The following is a 15,084-nucleotide window of genomic DNA, read 5'->3' as shown; positions in this document are numbered from 1 at the left end:
AATATAATGGCAGGACCTATACCTAAAAAACCAATAAGAATATGCGTTTAAGACATGTAGTGCTTGCCGTTATTGCAGTATTAACGGGCCTTACAGCATGTAATAAAAAAGATAAAGAAGTAACGCCGGAAGGCTACTTTTCCTTCAAACTGGATAATGTGGAATATAAATCCAATTCCACCCAGGGTTATATCACCGATACCATTATTAAGGGGAAGAAAACACTGATTGTAGATGGTGTTACCAACAATTTCGGTAAGCATATGGAATTGCTGGTTACTTTCCCGGACGGCGTAAAAGCGGGTCAGTATGCAGAGAACATTGAAATGTCTCTGATGGATATCCAGCAGAAAGAGCCCGGTTATTTCGGGCGCGCCGTCACTGTCAAAATTTCGAGCATTAATAGTAAAGATGCGGAGGGTACATTCTCCGGCACATTAACCAGTGGTGAAATAGAAAAACCTTTAACGGACGGAACTTTCAAAGTAAATTTTTAAAACGGGAGACCCCGTTTTCATTTCGAAATTAACTGCACCCTGTCTGTTCAGACAGGGTTTTCTTTTCGTATATACGTTAAGGTTACTTTAAATCGATTATTGTTCATCTTCAGTTAACAATCATTTTCTAGCTCATTTACTGCAAACTCTTAACATTGTTTTCATACAACTTCATGAACATAATATTATTTTAACCCATAAAACTCCATTTAACATAAGTTTAAGGCAGTTTTAAGCAGTCCTTAACAATTTCGTAATGATCTGTTAACATTCTGGTTGTTTTGGAGTGCGTGCTTTGCACCTGTAAATACTTACAGGCTTTATGAAATCTTTTGTCACGCTAATAGCGAGCTTTATTGTCATTTTATTTTTTAATGCTGCCCAGGCGCAGGTCACAACCTCGGTTATATCCGGAAAGGTGGCTGATCCGGGTGGCCAGGCCATTCCTGGTGTTACCGTAGTAATTGTAAACACCAGCACCGGTACCAGAAGCGGTACACAAACCAACGAAGACGGCCGTTATATTCTGCCGAACCTCAATCCCGGTGGTCCTTATACCATCACTGTATCTTTTATCGGATACAAGAAAGAAATTAAAGATAATGTTAACCTGGGATTAGGTGCTACCAGCTTCAACTTTAAATTACAGGAAGAATCCACTGCATTAAGTGAAATAGTTGTTACCGGTAATACCGGCAGCAAAACGGGTGGTACCAAGATAGGACAGGAGCAGATCAAAGCCTTGCCTACACTGAGCCGTAGCCTGCAGGACCTCACCAAGGTTACTCCGCAGAGCAACAACAACTCCTTCCTCGGTACCAACTACCGTTATAACAACGTAACCCTGGATGGCGCCATCAACAATGATGCGATCGGCTTCAGCCCGTCTCTCGGTGGCCAGAGCAGCACCAGCGGTCAGCCGGGAAGCAGCACCCGTACCAACCCCGTATCGCTTGATGCGATCCAGGATGTACAGGTATTACTGGCTCCGTTCGATGTGAAAGTAGGTAACTTCCTGGGAGGCAGCATCAACGCTGTAACACGCAGCGGTACCAACGAAGTACACGGTTCCGTTTATGGTTATGGCCGTAACGCCTCTATGATCGGTAAAAACAAAGCCGGCGACGGTTCCAAACTGCCCAGCGACTTCCACGAATATCAGACTGGCGCACGCATTGGCTTCCCTATCATCAAAAACAAACTGTTCTTCTTCTCCAACGCAGAAATCACCCGTCGTGTGGATCCTGTTATCCTTGCTGCTGGTTCTGCTGATGGCGGCGGTATCCTTACAGAAAAAGATGCAGCAGATATCACTGCCCTGATGAAGAGCTATGGTGTAGACGCAGGCACAGCCGGCAACACCAGCATCTACTCCAACTCCAACAAATTCTTCAACAGAATTGACTGGCATATCAACGACAAACACCAGTTGTCTGTTCGTAATAACACCATCACCTCCGAAGCAACCAACCTGGAACGCGATCAGCAGAACTTCCGTTTCAAAGGCATCGACTTTAAACAGGTAAATAACCAGACTTCTACCGTTGCTGAACTGAAAAGTAACTTCAACAACAGGATTTCCAACAACCTGATCCTGGGTTACTCCAATGTTCATGACTACAGAGATCCGCTGTCTGACCCCGCTGTTCCTCAGATTCAGATCGGTGGCCGCGCTCCGGGTTCTACCATCTTCCTTGGTACTGACCGTGAAGCCAGTATCTTCAACATGAAACAGAAAACCTTTGAGATAACCGATAACGTGACCATCTTCAAAGGCAAACATACCATCACCCTGGGAACACACAACGAGTTCTATAACATCACCTACGGTTTTGTGAACTCCTGGAACGGCCGTCTGGACTACAAAAACATTGACTCCTTCCTGGCTAACAAACCATCACGTGTTCGCGGTAACTTTAACTACGCCAACAACTCCCGTGATTTCATCATGAACAATCCTCCTGCACAGTTCAGAGCTAACCTGCTGAGCGTATATGCACAGGATGAAATTCAGCTGACAGACCGTTTCAAAATCACACCGGGTATCCGCGTTGATTACACTGGTATACCTAACAAACAACCGCTGAGCGACAAGACTATCAAAGCACCGGTAGATCCGAACTACGGTAACACCTATACGTACACTAAACCACAGGATATCAAAAACGACTTCCTGAACAATGTACAGATCTCTCCGAGATTAGGTTTCAACTGGGATATTCAGGGTGATAACAGCCTGGTATTACGCGGTGGTACCGGTTTCTTCACCGGCCGTATTCCTTTCGCCTGGTTAGGTTATGCCTATTACAACAATGGTGTTAACTACGGCGCTTACGATCAGCGTTCTACCACGCCTTTTGTTAACGGTCCTAACCCTGCTGCCAAACCATCTCCGAATGGTATCGCCGATTTCGCACAGCAGAACGGCGTAGATGTACACAATGCAGGTGGCGCTACCCAGGTGGATCTGATCGATAACAACTTCAAAATGCCACAGGTATGGAGAAGCAGCCTGGCACTGGAATACAGCACCCGCGACCAGTGGAAATTCAGCATCGAAGGTATCTATACCAAAGTGATCAAAGACCTGATGTTCCAGCAGATTAACCTGGTTGATAACCCAACCTACTATGCATATGATGTGAACAAACAACAGCCTATCTGGTCCGGTAAAAAGATCAATCCTTTATATACCAACGCGTACTTGCTGTCTAACACCGACAAGGGTTACCGTTACAGCATCACTGCACAGGTTTCCAAAACCTTCCCGTTTGGTCTGAACTTCATGGCAGCCTACACTTACGGTCAGGCAAAAGATATCACCAATGGTATCCGCAACTCCATGGAATCCAACTGGCAGCTGAACCAGGCGCTGAATCCGAACAACCCAGCACTGGCTTATTCCAACTTCGATGTACGTAATCGTATAGTGGCTACCGTTAGCTACAAACAGGACTGGGGTTCCAAAGGTAAATTTGTATCTACCTTCTCCGCATTCTTCAACACTTCTTCCGGTCTGCCTTACAGCTATGGCTTCGTAAATAGCACTGTTCAGGGAACACCTCAGCAGGTGAGCCTGGCTTACATCCCGAAAGATGTGACTGAAGCTGCCAACTTCTTCACCGACATCGCTGGTGGCAAAACCGCTGCACAGCAGGCCGCTGAATTCATGGGCTTCATTGACAGCGACAAATACCTGAACGGACGTAAAGGCAACTTTACTGAACGTAACGGCGGCCGCACTCCATGGAACACACAGGCTGACTTCCGCTTCGCACAGGACTTCAACTTCAGAGGCGCCGGCAGCAAAAAAACACTGCACACCATCACCCTCACCTACGATATCGTAAACATCACCAACCTGCTGAACAAAGACTGGGGTATTCAGTACTTCACACCAAATACCTTCAACTCTTCTGCCAGCGTAGGTCTGACACCAACCGGAAAAGTAGTGAACAACTATCCTACTTATACCTTTAACAGACCAGGTTCTCCGTATTCAAAAGATTTCTTCGCATCCAGATATCAGATGCAGCTGGGACTGAGATACAGTTTCTAGTTTAATTGCGAATTACGAATTGCGAATTACGAATGTGAGCGAAGATTAAGAGCGAAGATCAATCACGATTATAAAAGCGAAGAACCCGTTTGGAGTAATACCAAACGGGTTCTTCGCTTTTATAATCGTGATTAATCTTCGCTCACATTCGTAATTCGCAATTCGTAATTCGTAATTACTTAATCTGAAACACTGTTCTCACCTCAGCCCTTACCTTAATGGTTTTCACATCGAGGTCAGCGGCTGCGCTGTCTGATTCAACGGCGCCTTTGTACATCGCGTTGGCGTACATAGGGCGAACATCGCTGAAGTTATCGGTAGGTATCTCCTGAATTTCCAGGATACCTTCGATGGAGTTACCCAGTGCTGCCACCATGTATTCAGCTTTTACCTTAGCGGCTTTCAGCGCCTTGATTTTTGCTTCTTTACGGTATTCGTCCATTTTGCTGGAAGAGAAAGAGGCAATGTTGGTGGATTCAATACCTTCTGCATCTACTGCGCTGAGGATAGTGTTGATTTTATCCAGTTTGGTTAATTTCAGGCGGTACTGCTTGCGGGCCATGAATTCAGACGGATCTTTCTTCTTGCGCTGAATTTCGTAGTTGTAGCCATTTACGTTTTCGATGGTCAGGCTTTCTTTCGGCAGGCCTGCTCCTGCTACAGCTTTCACCAGCTGGTTTTCCAGGGTGGTGATATCTACCTTGGTTTTGTTCTTCAGGTATTCACGGAGAGAAATGTTGAGGTATATTTCATCCGGTGTGATTTCAATTTCGGCGGAACCTGTCACTTCAATTTTCTTCACTGTTTTGTCTGTAGCCTGCTGCGCAAATGTGCTGATAGCTAAAAATAATCCGGCTGCTAATAACATTACCTTTTTCATGATGCTTGATTTTTCTTATTTAAAAAATTTGTTTTCGTTTTTAATTACACCCTCATGATGCGTTGTAATATTCCTATTCCATAAAACCGTAGATTTTTTTTAAAAAAAATCAGGGAGATGCAGAAATATTGTTTCATTTATATATGAAACGATTATGGAATCAATATGTTACAGGAGAACTATTTACGACTATCGGTTATTCCTTTCAGGAAAGCATGGAGGTCGTTCATATGGCGGATACGGGAAGCCACCAGCATAAAGTTTTTGCCGACCTGTTTCAGTTTGGCGTTGTTGGTACGGGTCTGGATATACGTTAATATATGATTGAAGGTAGGGGATTCAAAGTAAGGGGAATCCGGGTTATTGATAAAGTAGCAGCGCAGGGTTTCTTCCTTGAGCATCATTTTCTCGAAGCCCAGCTGAATGGCCATCCAGCGGCAGCGGATCATGGTGAGGAGGTCTTTTACCGGATCAGGCATAGGCCCGAAGCGGTCTGCCAGTTCAGCTTCAAAAGCCTGCAGGCGTGTTTCTTCGGTGATATTATCCAGTTCCTGATAGAGGTTCAGACGTTCCTGGATACTTTCGATATAGGTATCCGGGATTAATATTTCGAGGTCTGTATCAATGGTACAGTCGCTCACGAAGTCTTTTTTCTCTTCCAGCTGTTCCTTGAACAGGTCGCGGAATTCGTTTTGTTTCAGTTCGCGGATAGCTTCGTCCAGGATTTTCTGGTACATATCGAAGCCTATTTCCGCCATGAAGCCGCTTTGCTCGCCACCGAGGAGGTTACCGGCGCCACGGATGTCGAGGTCGCGCATGGCAATCTGGAAGCCGCTTCCCAGCTCACTGTGCTGTTCCAGTGTCTGGAGGCGTTTACGGCTATCGGCGGGCAGCGTGCTCATAGGCGGCGCCAGCAGGTAGCAGAAGGCCTTTTTATTGCTGCGTCCTACACGGCCGCGCAGCTGGTGCAGATCACTTAATCCGAAGTGATGCGCGTTGTTGATAATGATGGTATTGGCATTGGGTATATCCACACCGCTTTCCACGATGTTGGTACATACCAGCACATCGTATTTGCGGTCAATGAAATCCATGATTACTTCTTCCAGCTGATGGCCTTCCAGCTGGCCGTGGGCCGTGGCAATGGAGAGGTCCGGGCAAAGTCCCTGGATAAGCCCGGCCATTTCAGCGAGGCCCTTCACGCGGTTATGTACGAAGTATACCTGTCCGCCACGTTCTGTTTCATAGTAGATCGCTTCGCGGATAGCATCCTGGTTAAATACCTGCACCTCTGTTTCAATAGGCTGACGGTTAGGCGGCGGCGTATTGATGATAGAGAGGTCGCGGGCGCCCATCAGGGAGAACTGCAGTGTTCTCGGTATAGGCGTTGCCGTTAGTGTGAGGGTATCTACGTTATGTTTGATCTGCTTTAGTTTTTCCTTGGCAGAAACACCGAATTTCTGTTCTTCATCCACTACCAGCACGCCCAGGTCTTTGAACTTCACTTCTTTGCCCAGCAGTGCGTGTGTACCGATGATGATATCGATCTTACCTTCTTCCAGGCGTTTGAGTGTTTCCTTTTTTTCTTTGGAAGATTTGAAGCGGTTGAGATAATCAACGGTGCAGGGGAAATCCTTCAGGCGTTCCGAGAAAGTTTTATAGTGCTGGAAAGCCAGGATGGTGGTGGGTACCAGCACAGCGGCCTGTTTGCCGTCCACGATAGATTTGAAGGCGGCCCTGATAGCTACTTCCGTTTTTCCGAAGCCTACGTCACCGCATACGAGGCGGTCCATCGGCGAGGGAGCTTCCATATCGCGTTTTACATCGGCGGTAGCCTTGCTTTGATCAGGCGTATCCTCGTATATGAAGGAGGCTTCCAGCTCTGTCTGCAGATACGTATCGGGGCTGTGCGTAAAGCCTTGCTGGGCTTTGCGTACAGCGTATAATTTAATCAGGTCCTTGGCAATATCCTTAACCTGTGTTTTGGCTTTTTCCTTCAGCTTATCCCATGCATCGCTGCCGAGCTTGTTCACACGCGGCTCTACGCCTTCCTTGCCGGTATATTTGCTGATCTTATGCAGGGAGTTGATATTTACATACAACAGGTCGTTGTTTTTGTAAATAATGCGGATGGCTTCCTGCATTTTCCCGCCGGATTCTATCTTCTGCAATCCGCTGTATACGCCCACGCCATGATCAATATGCGTTACGTAATCACCGGGTTGTAGTTCCCGCAGGGTTTTCATGGTAATAGCCTTATTCTTGTTATAGGCCTGTTTTACCCTTGATTTATGAAAACGCTGGAAAATCTGGTGATCCGTGTAGCACGCCAGCTTCAGCGAGTGATCGATAAAACCGTGACTGATGGCTACAGGGATGGGATAGAAAACAAAATCTGCTTTCAGGTCTTCGAAGATACTACGCAGGCGTTCGAGCTGGCGTGGGTTATCCGCGAATATGAAAAGGGAGTATTTACTGTTGTTGTGTTGCGCCAGATCTTTTATCAGGAGATCGAACTGCCTGTTGAATACGGGCTGCTCCTGCGTATCGAAGGTGATGGATTCCGCAGTGAACCCATTTTCTGCGAGGTATTCCTTATTACCGAAAACGATGGTGGTTCTTTTCAGCAGCTGTTCCAGCAGGGGAGCGGCTTTCACGAAGTCGGACTCTTTGAGCACCATTTCTTCATCTTCATTGACTCTTACCTTTTGTCCGGTCTGCAGCCAGTCGTCCAGGCGCTGCTCCATTTGTTCCACTACGCCCTGTATATAGGCGGGATCTTTCATCCACACCACGGTATTTTCCGGGAGAAATTCCGCCAGCGAGGTTTTGGTATGATCTACCGTATGGGTATCCATATTGGCGATCAGGGTTACCTGTGTCAGTTTTCTTTCGCTGAGCTGGGTTTCCGGATCAAATAATCTGATGGAGTCAATATCTTCCCCGAAAAGCTCTATACGGTAAGGTTTTTCATTACCGAAAGAGTAAATATCCAGGATACCGCCTCTCAGCGCATACTGGCCGGGTTCATATACAAAGTCGGTATAGCTGAAGCCCCATTCCACCAGCTTTTCCAGCAGGGGATCTACTTTCAGCACATCGCCCACCTTGAGCTGCACCATATTGGTATTAAAGGCGGCACTACCGGCTACCTTCTCCCAGAGGGCTTCCGGGTAGGTTACCAGTACCTTCTTCCGCACATTTCCGCCGGAAAATTTCATGAGCGCTTCTGTCCGCAGCATACTATGGCTGCCGTTCAGCTCATGAAACATACCTGTTTTCTTAAAGGAATCGGGGAAGTAAAAGATATCCAGCGCCTGGCTGAGTTCTTCCAGATCGTTCTGGAAATAGGCTGCCTCCTCTTTATCATTTAATATAAAGAGATGGTTCGCATCTGCATGAGCCCAGGAAGACACTGCCACAAAATTTATTGCACTTCCGCTCAGGGAAGAAAGCTGAAAGTATTGTGGGGTGGGTGATTGCATCCCCTTCACCAGCGACTGCAGGCGCGCATCACGTTGAAACAATTGTAATACAGCCTGTAAATTCATGAAGGATGCAAAGATACGAACAATTTGGTCATTTGAGATTTGATCATTTGAGATTTTACGGTAAAAAATTATGCCGACTGAAGACAGGAGGGGCCTTATCAACAATAAAATCTCAAATGAACAAATCTCAAATAACCAAATTTTCATTATATTCATTGAGACCAAAATCATTTCCCATGCAGGAGATATGGCATACTGGCATCGTAACCCGATTATTGGATGAAACCTACAATACACGGCGGTTCTGGATTCGTATTCCTGATATGGAACGGTTTGATTTCAGGCCGGGGCAGTTTGTTACGCTGGATCTTCCCATTCATGAGAAAAAGAACAAGCGCTGGCGTAGTTACTCCATTGCCTCGCATCCTGACGGCAGTAATGAAATTGAGCTGGTGATTGTATTGCTGGAGGGAGGCGCCGGAAGCACTTACCTTTTCAATGAAATCAGGGAGGGGAGCGAGTTACAGGTGCGTGGACCGCTGGGAATGTTCACCCTGCCGGAGAATATGGAAAAGGAGCTGTTTCTGATATGCACCGGTACCGGTATTGCACCGTTCAGGTCTATGGCAAAATATATTCAACTGCATAATATACCGCACCCGAATATTCATCTTATCTTCGGATGCCGGCAGCAGCGGGACCTCCTGTATGCTGAAGAAATGCGGAAGCTGGCGGCAGAGATGCCCGGTTTTAATTATATCCCTACCCTGAGCCGTGAAGACGACTCCTGGACAGGCAGAAAGGGATATGTTCACGGTATTTATGAAGAAATGCTGAATGGCAGCAAACGGCCGGCGTACTTTTACCTGTGTGGCTGGAAAGCTATGATAGACGAGGCGCGGCAGCGGATTACCGGTATGGGATACGACCGGCATGATATTCACCTGGAACTTTACGGATAACGTCTTTCGCACACATTTTCTCTATAAAAAAAGCGCTACAGCTATGATGGCTGTAGCGCTGACGTTTTTATGCAGTCCGTTTAAGATTACATGATCTTATTCAGCACGATGTTTCTTACTTCAGACAGCGGAACACGTTCCTGCTCCATGCTATCGCGGTGACGGATAGTGACAGTGCCATCTTCTTTTGTCTGATGATCGATGGTTACGCAGAAAGGCGTACCAATGGCATCCTGGCGACGATAACGTCTGCCAATAGCATCTTTTTCCTCATAGAAGCAGTGGAAATAAGGTTTACAGCCATCCATCAGTTCACGTGCTATTTCCGGCAGGCCATCCTTCTTCGTAAGCGGGAATACCGCCAGCTTAACCGGCGCCAGTTTAGCAGGCAGTTTCAGTACCACGCGGCTGTCCTGTTTTTCCGGAGTGCTCAGGTCCTGCTCTTCATATGCATTGCAGATAGTGAGCAGGAACATACGATCCAGACCAATAGAGGTTTCTATCACGTATGGTACATAATTCTGATTGATTTCCGTATCGAAATACTGGATTTTCTTCTTGCTGTACTCCTGGTGCTGCTTCAGATCGAAGTCAGTACGGGAGTGGATACCTTCCACTTCCTTGAAGCCGAACGGAAACTCATATTCAATATCCACAGCCGCATCCGCATAGTGCGCCAGTTTAATATGATCCTTGAAATGATATTTAGCAGGGTCAGTACCCAGGCTCAGGTGCCACTGCATACGCTCTTCCTTCCATTTCTCGTACCACTCCTGCTGCGTGCCGGGGCGTACAAAGAACTGCATCTCCATCTGTTCAAATTCACGCATACGGAAGATGAACTGACGCGCCACAATTTCATTACGGAAAGCTTTACCAATCTGCGCGATACCAAAAGGCACCTTCATCCTGCCGGTTTTCTGCACATTCAGGAAGTTCACGAAAATACCCTGAGCCGTTTCCGGACGCAGGAATATTTCACTGGCTTCTTCCGTAACGCTGCCCAGCTGGGTAGAAAACATCAGGTTGAACTGACGTACTTCTGTCCAGTTAACAGTACCGCTGACGGAACATTTTATTTTATTCTCTTCTATCAGTGATTTTAATCCTGCAAAGTCATTTTCTTTCAGGAGTTCATCCATTTGGGCCAGCAGGGCATTACCTGCTGCTTCAGGCAGGGTTTCGGCATGGCCTTCAATCAGATGATCCACCCGGTAGCGTTTGTTGCTATCCCTGTTGTCGATCATCGGATCGCTGAAGTTATCCACATGCCCGGAAGCTTTCCAGGTGGTAGGATGCATGAAAATAGCAGCGTCTATACCCACGATGTTTTCGTGCAGCTGCGTCATGCTTTTCCACCAGTAGTCCTTGATATTTTTTTTCAGCTCAGCCCCGTACTGACCGTAGTCATATACAGCACTGAGTCCATCGTATATTTCGCTGGACTGAAAAACAAAACCGTATTCTTTACAATGCGATATAATCGCCTGGAATTTATTCTGATCTGTAGACATAGTGGCGCAAAGATAAATGCCAAATTTGAAAATTAGGATGTAATTATTTTTATATCTATATTAATTTGATTTCAATAAACTAACCTTCTCCGGGTGCGGAATTTGTTTCATGAGGCACTTCTATCTGTTTGATCCAGACCGCATATTCATTGGGGTATATCTGCGCGCCGAAATACTGCACATGCACGCGGGTAAATACTGCCCCGAAATACAGGATGGCTGCGGAATAGTATACCCATAGCAGGATGATAACGATAGATCCTGCGGCGCCGTAGGTGGAGCTGACTTTGCTGGCCCCCAGGTAGTAGCCGATACCGAATTTTCCCAGCATGAACAGGATAGCTGTGGTGATAGCGCCTACAATCACATCCTTCCATTTGATGCGGGCATCCGGCAGCACCTTGAAAATGATGGCGAACAGGATAGTGATGACCACAAAGGGCACTACCAGGTCGGCCACATAGATAATAATATCAGATGTTAGCTTGGTAGGGATCAGCCTGACCAGCACGGTCTGGAACAGCTCCACCAGGCCGTTGATAGCCAGCGATACCAGGAGAATGAAGCCCATACTCACTACCAGCGAGAAAGAGAGCAGGCGGTTGAGCAGCATGCGCAGCAGCCCGTTTTTCTTGGGTTTGGATTTCAGCCGCCATATATAATTGATGGAGTCCTGGATTTCGGCAAACACCCCGGTGGCGCCAATGATAAGCGTTACAAACCCTACCATGGTGGCCCAGCTCATATCTCCGGACAGCGTAGCGTTGCGGATCATAGCCTGTATCTGTATCGCAGCCTCGCTGCCAACCAGGCCCTGTATCTGCCCGTAGATATTACCTTCAATCGCTTCCTTACCTAGAAAGAGATCGCATAAAAAAATGATAATAATGAGCATGGGCGCTACTGAAAAGATGGTGTAATAGGCCAGTGCAGCGCTTAGCTTGAGGACTTTATCATCGATAAAATCGCTGCCGGACTGCTTCAGCACCTCCCAGTACATTTTTACTTTTCCTTTTTTCTTCATGAGGTATGTTTTTACATGCAGGAAGCAAAAAGCGTGCACCAGCCTTTTGCTTCCTGTAGTTACAGAGATAGGGGAACTTATTTCAGCTTAGGGTTGTTGATATGCCTGCCGGCATCACGTATGTTCTTTTTGTCGAAATTCTTTTCCAGGGCTACCGTCATGTCAATACCCGTCTGATTGGCAATACAGAGCAGCACCCACATGACATCGGCCAGTTCGTCGGCCAGTTCTCTTTTCTGATCACTTTCTTTGGATGACTGATCTCCGTACCGGCGGGCCATTACGCGGGCCACTTCTCCCACCTCTTCCGTGAGGATGGCCATGTTGGTGAGTTCGCTGAAATAACGGACACCGGTAGTGTTGATCCAGTTATCTATTTTTTCCTGTGCTTCCTGAATGGTCATGTTGTATTGATTAATATCTAAAGATAACAGATTTAACTACTCCCTGTTCTGCGTATCGATGACGATGGTAACCGGTCCGTCATTCAGCAGCGCCACTTTCATATCGGCCCCGAAGATACCCCGCCGGATGGGAGCGCCAAGGTCCTGTTCCAGCTGTGCAATCATCTTTTCGTACATCGGTACGGCCACCTCCGGCTTACTGGCACGGATATACGAAGGCCGGTTGCCCTTTTTCGTAGAGGCGTGCAGGGTAAACTGGCTTACCAGCAGGATATCCCCGTGTACGTCTTTTACCGAAACATTCATCACACCTGCCTCATCATTGAAAATGCGGAGGTTCACGATTTTACTGCTCAGCCAACTGATATCCTCTGTGGTGTCTGCATCTTCGATGCCCAGCAGCACCAGCAGCCCCAGCTGAATTTCGCCGGTAACCACCCCGTCTACCGTAACAGATGCCTGCGTTACGCGTTGTATTACTGCCTTCATGTTGTATCCCTTTCGGGCAAATGTAAAAAATCCATCTCTCCGTCCCAATTTCCCTCATAAACCCAACCATTCTGACACGGTTTACGGGAGATTTTAATAAATTGCTTTCTGATTTTTATTTTCATATTAAAAGAATACGCAATGAATATAGATGTTACACCTGAACTCACCTTCCGTACAGCCCGCAGCGGCGGCGCAGGCGGACAGCATGTGAACAAGGTGGAAACAATGGTGGAGGCTTATTTCAACATCCAGGACTCTGCCCTGTTAACCCCGGAACAAAAACAGGTATTACAGGAAAAGCTGGCCAACCGCATCAATGCGGAAGGCGTACTGCTCGTGAAATCGCAGACACATCGCACCCAGCTGGGTAACAAGCATGAGGTTATCTTTAAAATCAATGATCTCATTAATAAAGCGTTGATCCCCCGCAAAAAACGGGTGCCTACAAAGCCCTCCAAAGCCGTTATAGAAAAGAGGATTCAGTTTAAAAAGCGGCTTTCGGAGAAGAAACAGAACAGGAGGGATCAGTTCTGACAATTACGAATTACAAATTACGAATTACGAATGTTAAGCGAAGATTTTAGCGAATATCTAAGCGAAGGTCTAAGCAGATCTGAAAATATCTGTTCGCTCACATTTGCTTAAATCTTCGCTTAACATTCGTAATTCGCCATTCGTAATTCGTAATTACTTACTTTGCATCAGACTTTGCATTAAACTTTAAGTATTGAGTATCAAGAAACTGGCAGGACAAACGGTTTACTACGGGTTGAGTAACATTATGAGCAAACTGCTCAATTATTTCCTCACACCCTTTTACCTGAGCATATTAACGACAGCTACTTTCGGGGAGATGTCTAACGTATATGCCTATATTCCGTTTGCCAATATTGTACTCACTTATGGCATGGAAACGGCTTTCTTCCGTTTTGCCAAAAAGGATAATGAGGCGCATGTGCTGGGCACATCTACTATTTCCCTGCTGATTTCCACCTTGTCTATTACCGTACTGCTGCTGTTGCTGAGGGGTACGGTGATTAATTCCTATGCAGGGGAGCTGGCAGGGCTGGCGGGGCATCCGGCCTTTTACACCTATGTGGTGTTCATCATGGCTTTTGATGCGCTGACGGCCATTCCCTATGCCCAGTTAAGGCTGGAGGGGCGGCCGGTACGCTATGCCATTATCCGTTCGGTGAATATCCTGGCCAATATAGGGTTCAATGTTTTCTTCCTGGTGATATGTCCGAAGCTATATGCGGCCGGTCACCACTGGGTACCCGATGTAAAGAACGGCGGGGACCAGACGGGGTACATCTACCTCAGTAATATGCTGAGCAGCGGGCTTACCCTGCTGATGTTTCTTCCGCAGATATTCCGGATTGAATGGAAATTTGACGCTGCCCTATGGAAAAGGATGCTGCAATATGCGCTGCCGCTGATTATTGTGGGGATGGCCGGTATGGTTAACGAAACTTTTGACCGGGCCTGGTTTTTACCACAGTTTCTGCCGGGAAATGACATGGGAGCCAAAAAGGAGATCATCGGACTGTACAGTGCCAATTACAAACTGGCTATCCTGATTACCATGTTCATACAGGCGTTCCGGTTAGGCGCCGAACCTTTCTTCTTTAAACAGGCCGAAGGCGCTAATCCGCAGCGGGTTTATGCCCGCATCATGAAATTGTTTGTGGTGATGCTGTGTATTATGTTCCTTTTTGTAAGCCTTTATCTTAACATTTGGAAATGGTTCCTGCGGGCGCCCTACTATTACCAGGGCATGAAAATAGTTCCCGTTCTGCTGCTGGCCAATATGTTCCTGGGGATTTACTATAACCTTACCATCTGGTTCAAACTTACCGACCGTACCAGAACCGGTGCGGTGATCACGCTGATAACCGCTGTACTGGCCTTCCTTCTCAACTGGTGGTGGATACCGGTGATGGGCTACTACGGCGCAGCCCTGGCCACCATGGTATGTTACTTTGTGCAGATGGTTATCTGTTATAAGTGGGGACAGAAACATTATCCTATCCCTTACCATCTGCCCAAGCTCATTACCTACGTGACCCTGGCTGTTATCACCTACTATATCTTCAACTGGCTGAATGTAAAATGGCTCTCGCCCAGGGACATCTACGCCCTGAAGCCGTCTTCCCTGATAGTGGCCACTATTATGTTTGCCGGCTATTGCTGGTTTATCTTCCGTATGGAGAAGAAGGAATTTGCCAGACTGCCATTTATCGGGAAGTATATCAGATAGC

General features: G+C 46.8%; 11 protein-coding genes. 5 read left to right on the top strand and 6 right to left on the bottom strand.

Annotation, left to right across the window (positions count from 1 at the left end; genetic code table 11):
• The first annotated feature begins 41 nt into the window (after nucleotides 1-41).
• Together GWG06_RS08200 and GWG06_RS08195 are read left to right on the top strand one after the other, a co-directional pair.
• Nucleotides 42-497: a hypothetical protein gene (locus tag GWG06_RS08200; protein WP_127034973.1), complete on the top strand. Its 456-nt coding sequence runs from the start codon at nucleotides 42-44 to the stop codon at nucleotides 495-497.
• Nucleotides 498-819: 322 nt separating this feature from the next.
• Nucleotides 820-4,056, top strand: coding sequence for a TonB-dependent receptor (locus tag GWG06_RS08195; protein ID WP_160712488.1), 3,237 nt, complete (start codon nucleotides 820-822; stop codon nucleotides 4,054-4,056).
• A gap of 175 nt (nucleotides 4,057-4,231) precedes the next feature.
• On the opposite strand, the gene GWG06_RS08190 is transcribed toward GWG06_RS08195, so the two are convergent.
• Both GWG06_RS08190 and mfd read right to left on the bottom strand, forming a co-directional pair.
• Nucleotides 4,232-4,936 carry an SIMPL domain-containing protein gene (locus GWG06_RS08190; protein ID WP_160712486.1) on the bottom strand — a complete coding sequence of 235 codons (705 nt, stop codon included), beginning with the start codon at nucleotides 4,934-4,936 and terminating at the stop codon, nucleotides 4,232-4,234.
• A 179-nt stretch (nucleotides 4,937-5,115) separates the two neighbouring features.
• Nucleotides 5,116-8,487 carry a transcription-repair coupling factor gene (gene mfd, locus GWG06_RS08185; protein WP_160712484.1) on the bottom strand — a complete coding sequence of 1,124 codons (3,372 nt, stop codon included), beginning with the start codon at nucleotides 8,485-8,487 and terminating at the stop codon, nucleotides 5,116-5,118.
• A gap of 176 nt (nucleotides 8,488-8,663) precedes the next feature.
• Here mfd and GWG06_RS08180 point away from each other — a divergent pair, with 176 nt between their 5' ends.
• Nucleotides 8,664-9,389: a ferredoxin--NADP reductase gene (locus GWG06_RS08180; protein ID WP_160712482.1), complete on the top strand. Its 726-nt coding sequence runs from the start codon at nucleotides 8,664-8,666 to the stop codon at nucleotides 9,387-9,389.
• Nucleotides 9,390-9,475: 86 nt separating this feature from the next.
• Here the strand turns inward: GWG06_RS08180 and GWG06_RS08175 are convergent, their stop codons facing one another.
• From GWG06_RS08175 to dtd, 4 genes are all read right to left on the bottom strand, one after another.
• Nucleotides 9,476-10,903, bottom strand: coding sequence for a glycine--tRNA ligase (locus tag GWG06_RS08175; RefSeq protein WP_160712480.1), 1,428 nt, complete (start codon nucleotides 10,901-10,903; stop codon nucleotides 9,476-9,478).
• Between the two features lie 79 nt (nucleotides 10,904-10,982).
• Complete coding sequence (locus GWG06_RS08170) at nucleotides 10,983-11,927, bottom strand: YihY/virulence factor BrkB family protein (RefSeq protein ID WP_127034985.1); 945 nt, start codon at nucleotides 11,925-11,927, stop codon at nucleotides 10,983-10,985.
• Nucleotides 11,928-12,004: 77 nt separating this feature from the next.
• A complete protein-coding gene (locus GWG06_RS08165) occupies nucleotides 12,005-12,331 on the bottom strand; it encodes a nucleotide pyrophosphohydrolase (RefSeq protein ID WP_127034987.1) in 327 nt (108 codons plus the stop codon).
• Between the two features lie 36 nt (nucleotides 12,332-12,367).
• On the bottom strand, nucleotides 12,368-12,820 hold the full coding sequence (gene dtd / locus GWG06_RS08160; RefSeq protein ID WP_127034989.1) for a D-aminoacyl-tRNA deacylase: 453 nt from the start codon (nucleotides 12,818-12,820) through the stop codon (nucleotides 12,368-12,370).
• A 141-nt stretch (nucleotides 12,821-12,961) separates the two neighbouring features.
• On the opposite strand from dtd, the gene arfB reads away from it, so the two are divergent.
• Together arfB and GWG06_RS08150 are read left to right on the top strand one after the other, a co-directional pair.
• A complete protein-coding gene (gene arfB / locus GWG06_RS08155) occupies nucleotides 12,962-13,357 on the top strand; it encodes an alternative ribosome rescue aminoacyl-tRNA hydrolase ArfB (protein WP_127034991.1) in 396 nt (131 codons plus the stop codon).
• 193 nt (nucleotides 13,358-13,550) lie between these two features.
• Nucleotides 13,551-15,083, top strand: a complete 1,533-nt coding sequence (locus GWG06_RS08150) for an MATE family efflux transporter (RefSeq protein ID WP_160712478.1) — start codon at nucleotides 13,551-13,553, stop codon at nucleotides 15,081-15,083.
• Nucleotide 15,084 lies beyond the last annotated feature (1 nt).

Origin of the sequence: Chitinophaga solisilvae (assembly GCF_009928525.1) — a bacterium.
GTDB lineage: Bacteria > Bacteroidota > Bacteroidia > Chitinophagales > Chitinophagaceae > Chitinophaga > Chitinophaga solisilvae.
Note: the sequence above shows the minus strand (reverse complement) of the source record. Positions and strands in the feature narration are given on the sequence as shown.

Bases quoted from the DNA above. Each gene is read 5' to 3' on its own strand.
- mfd (WP_160712484.1), bottom strand. From the start codon at position 8,487: ATGAATTTACAGGCTGTATTACAATTGTTTCAACGTGATGCGCGCCTG.
- arfB (WP_127034991.1), top strand. From the start codon at position 12,962: ATGAATATAGATGTTACACCTGAACTCACCTTCCGTACAGCCCGCAGC.
- GWG06_RS08190 (WP_160712486.1), bottom strand. From the start codon at position 4,936: ATGAAAAAGGTAATGTTATTAGCAGCCGGATTATTTTTAGCTATCAGC.
- GWG06_RS08195 (WP_160712488.1), top strand. From the start codon at position 820: ATGAAATCTTTTGTCACGCTAATAGCGAGCTTTATTGTCATTTTATTT.
- dtd (WP_127034989.1), bottom strand. From the start codon at position 12,820: ATGAAGGCAGTAATACAACGCGTAACGCAGGCATCTGTTACGGTAGAC.
- GWG06_RS08180 (WP_160712482.1), top strand. From the start codon at position 8,664: ATGCAGGAGATATGGCATACTGGCATCGTAACCCGATTATTGGATGAA.
- GWG06_RS08175 (WP_160712480.1), bottom strand. From the start codon at position 10,903: ATGTCTACAGATCAGAATAAATTCCAGGCGATTATATCGCATTGTAAA.
- GWG06_RS08170 (WP_127034985.1), bottom strand. From the start codon at position 11,927: ATGAAGAAAAAAGGAAAAGTAAAAATGTACTGGGAGGTGCTGAAGCAG.
- GWG06_RS08165 (WP_127034987.1), bottom strand. From the start codon at position 12,331: ATGACCATTCAGGAAGCACAGGAAAAAATAGATAACTGGATCAACACT.
- GWG06_RS08200 (WP_127034973.1), top strand. From the start codon at position 42: ATGCGTTTAAGACATGTAGTGCTTGCCGTTATTGCAGTATTAACGGGC.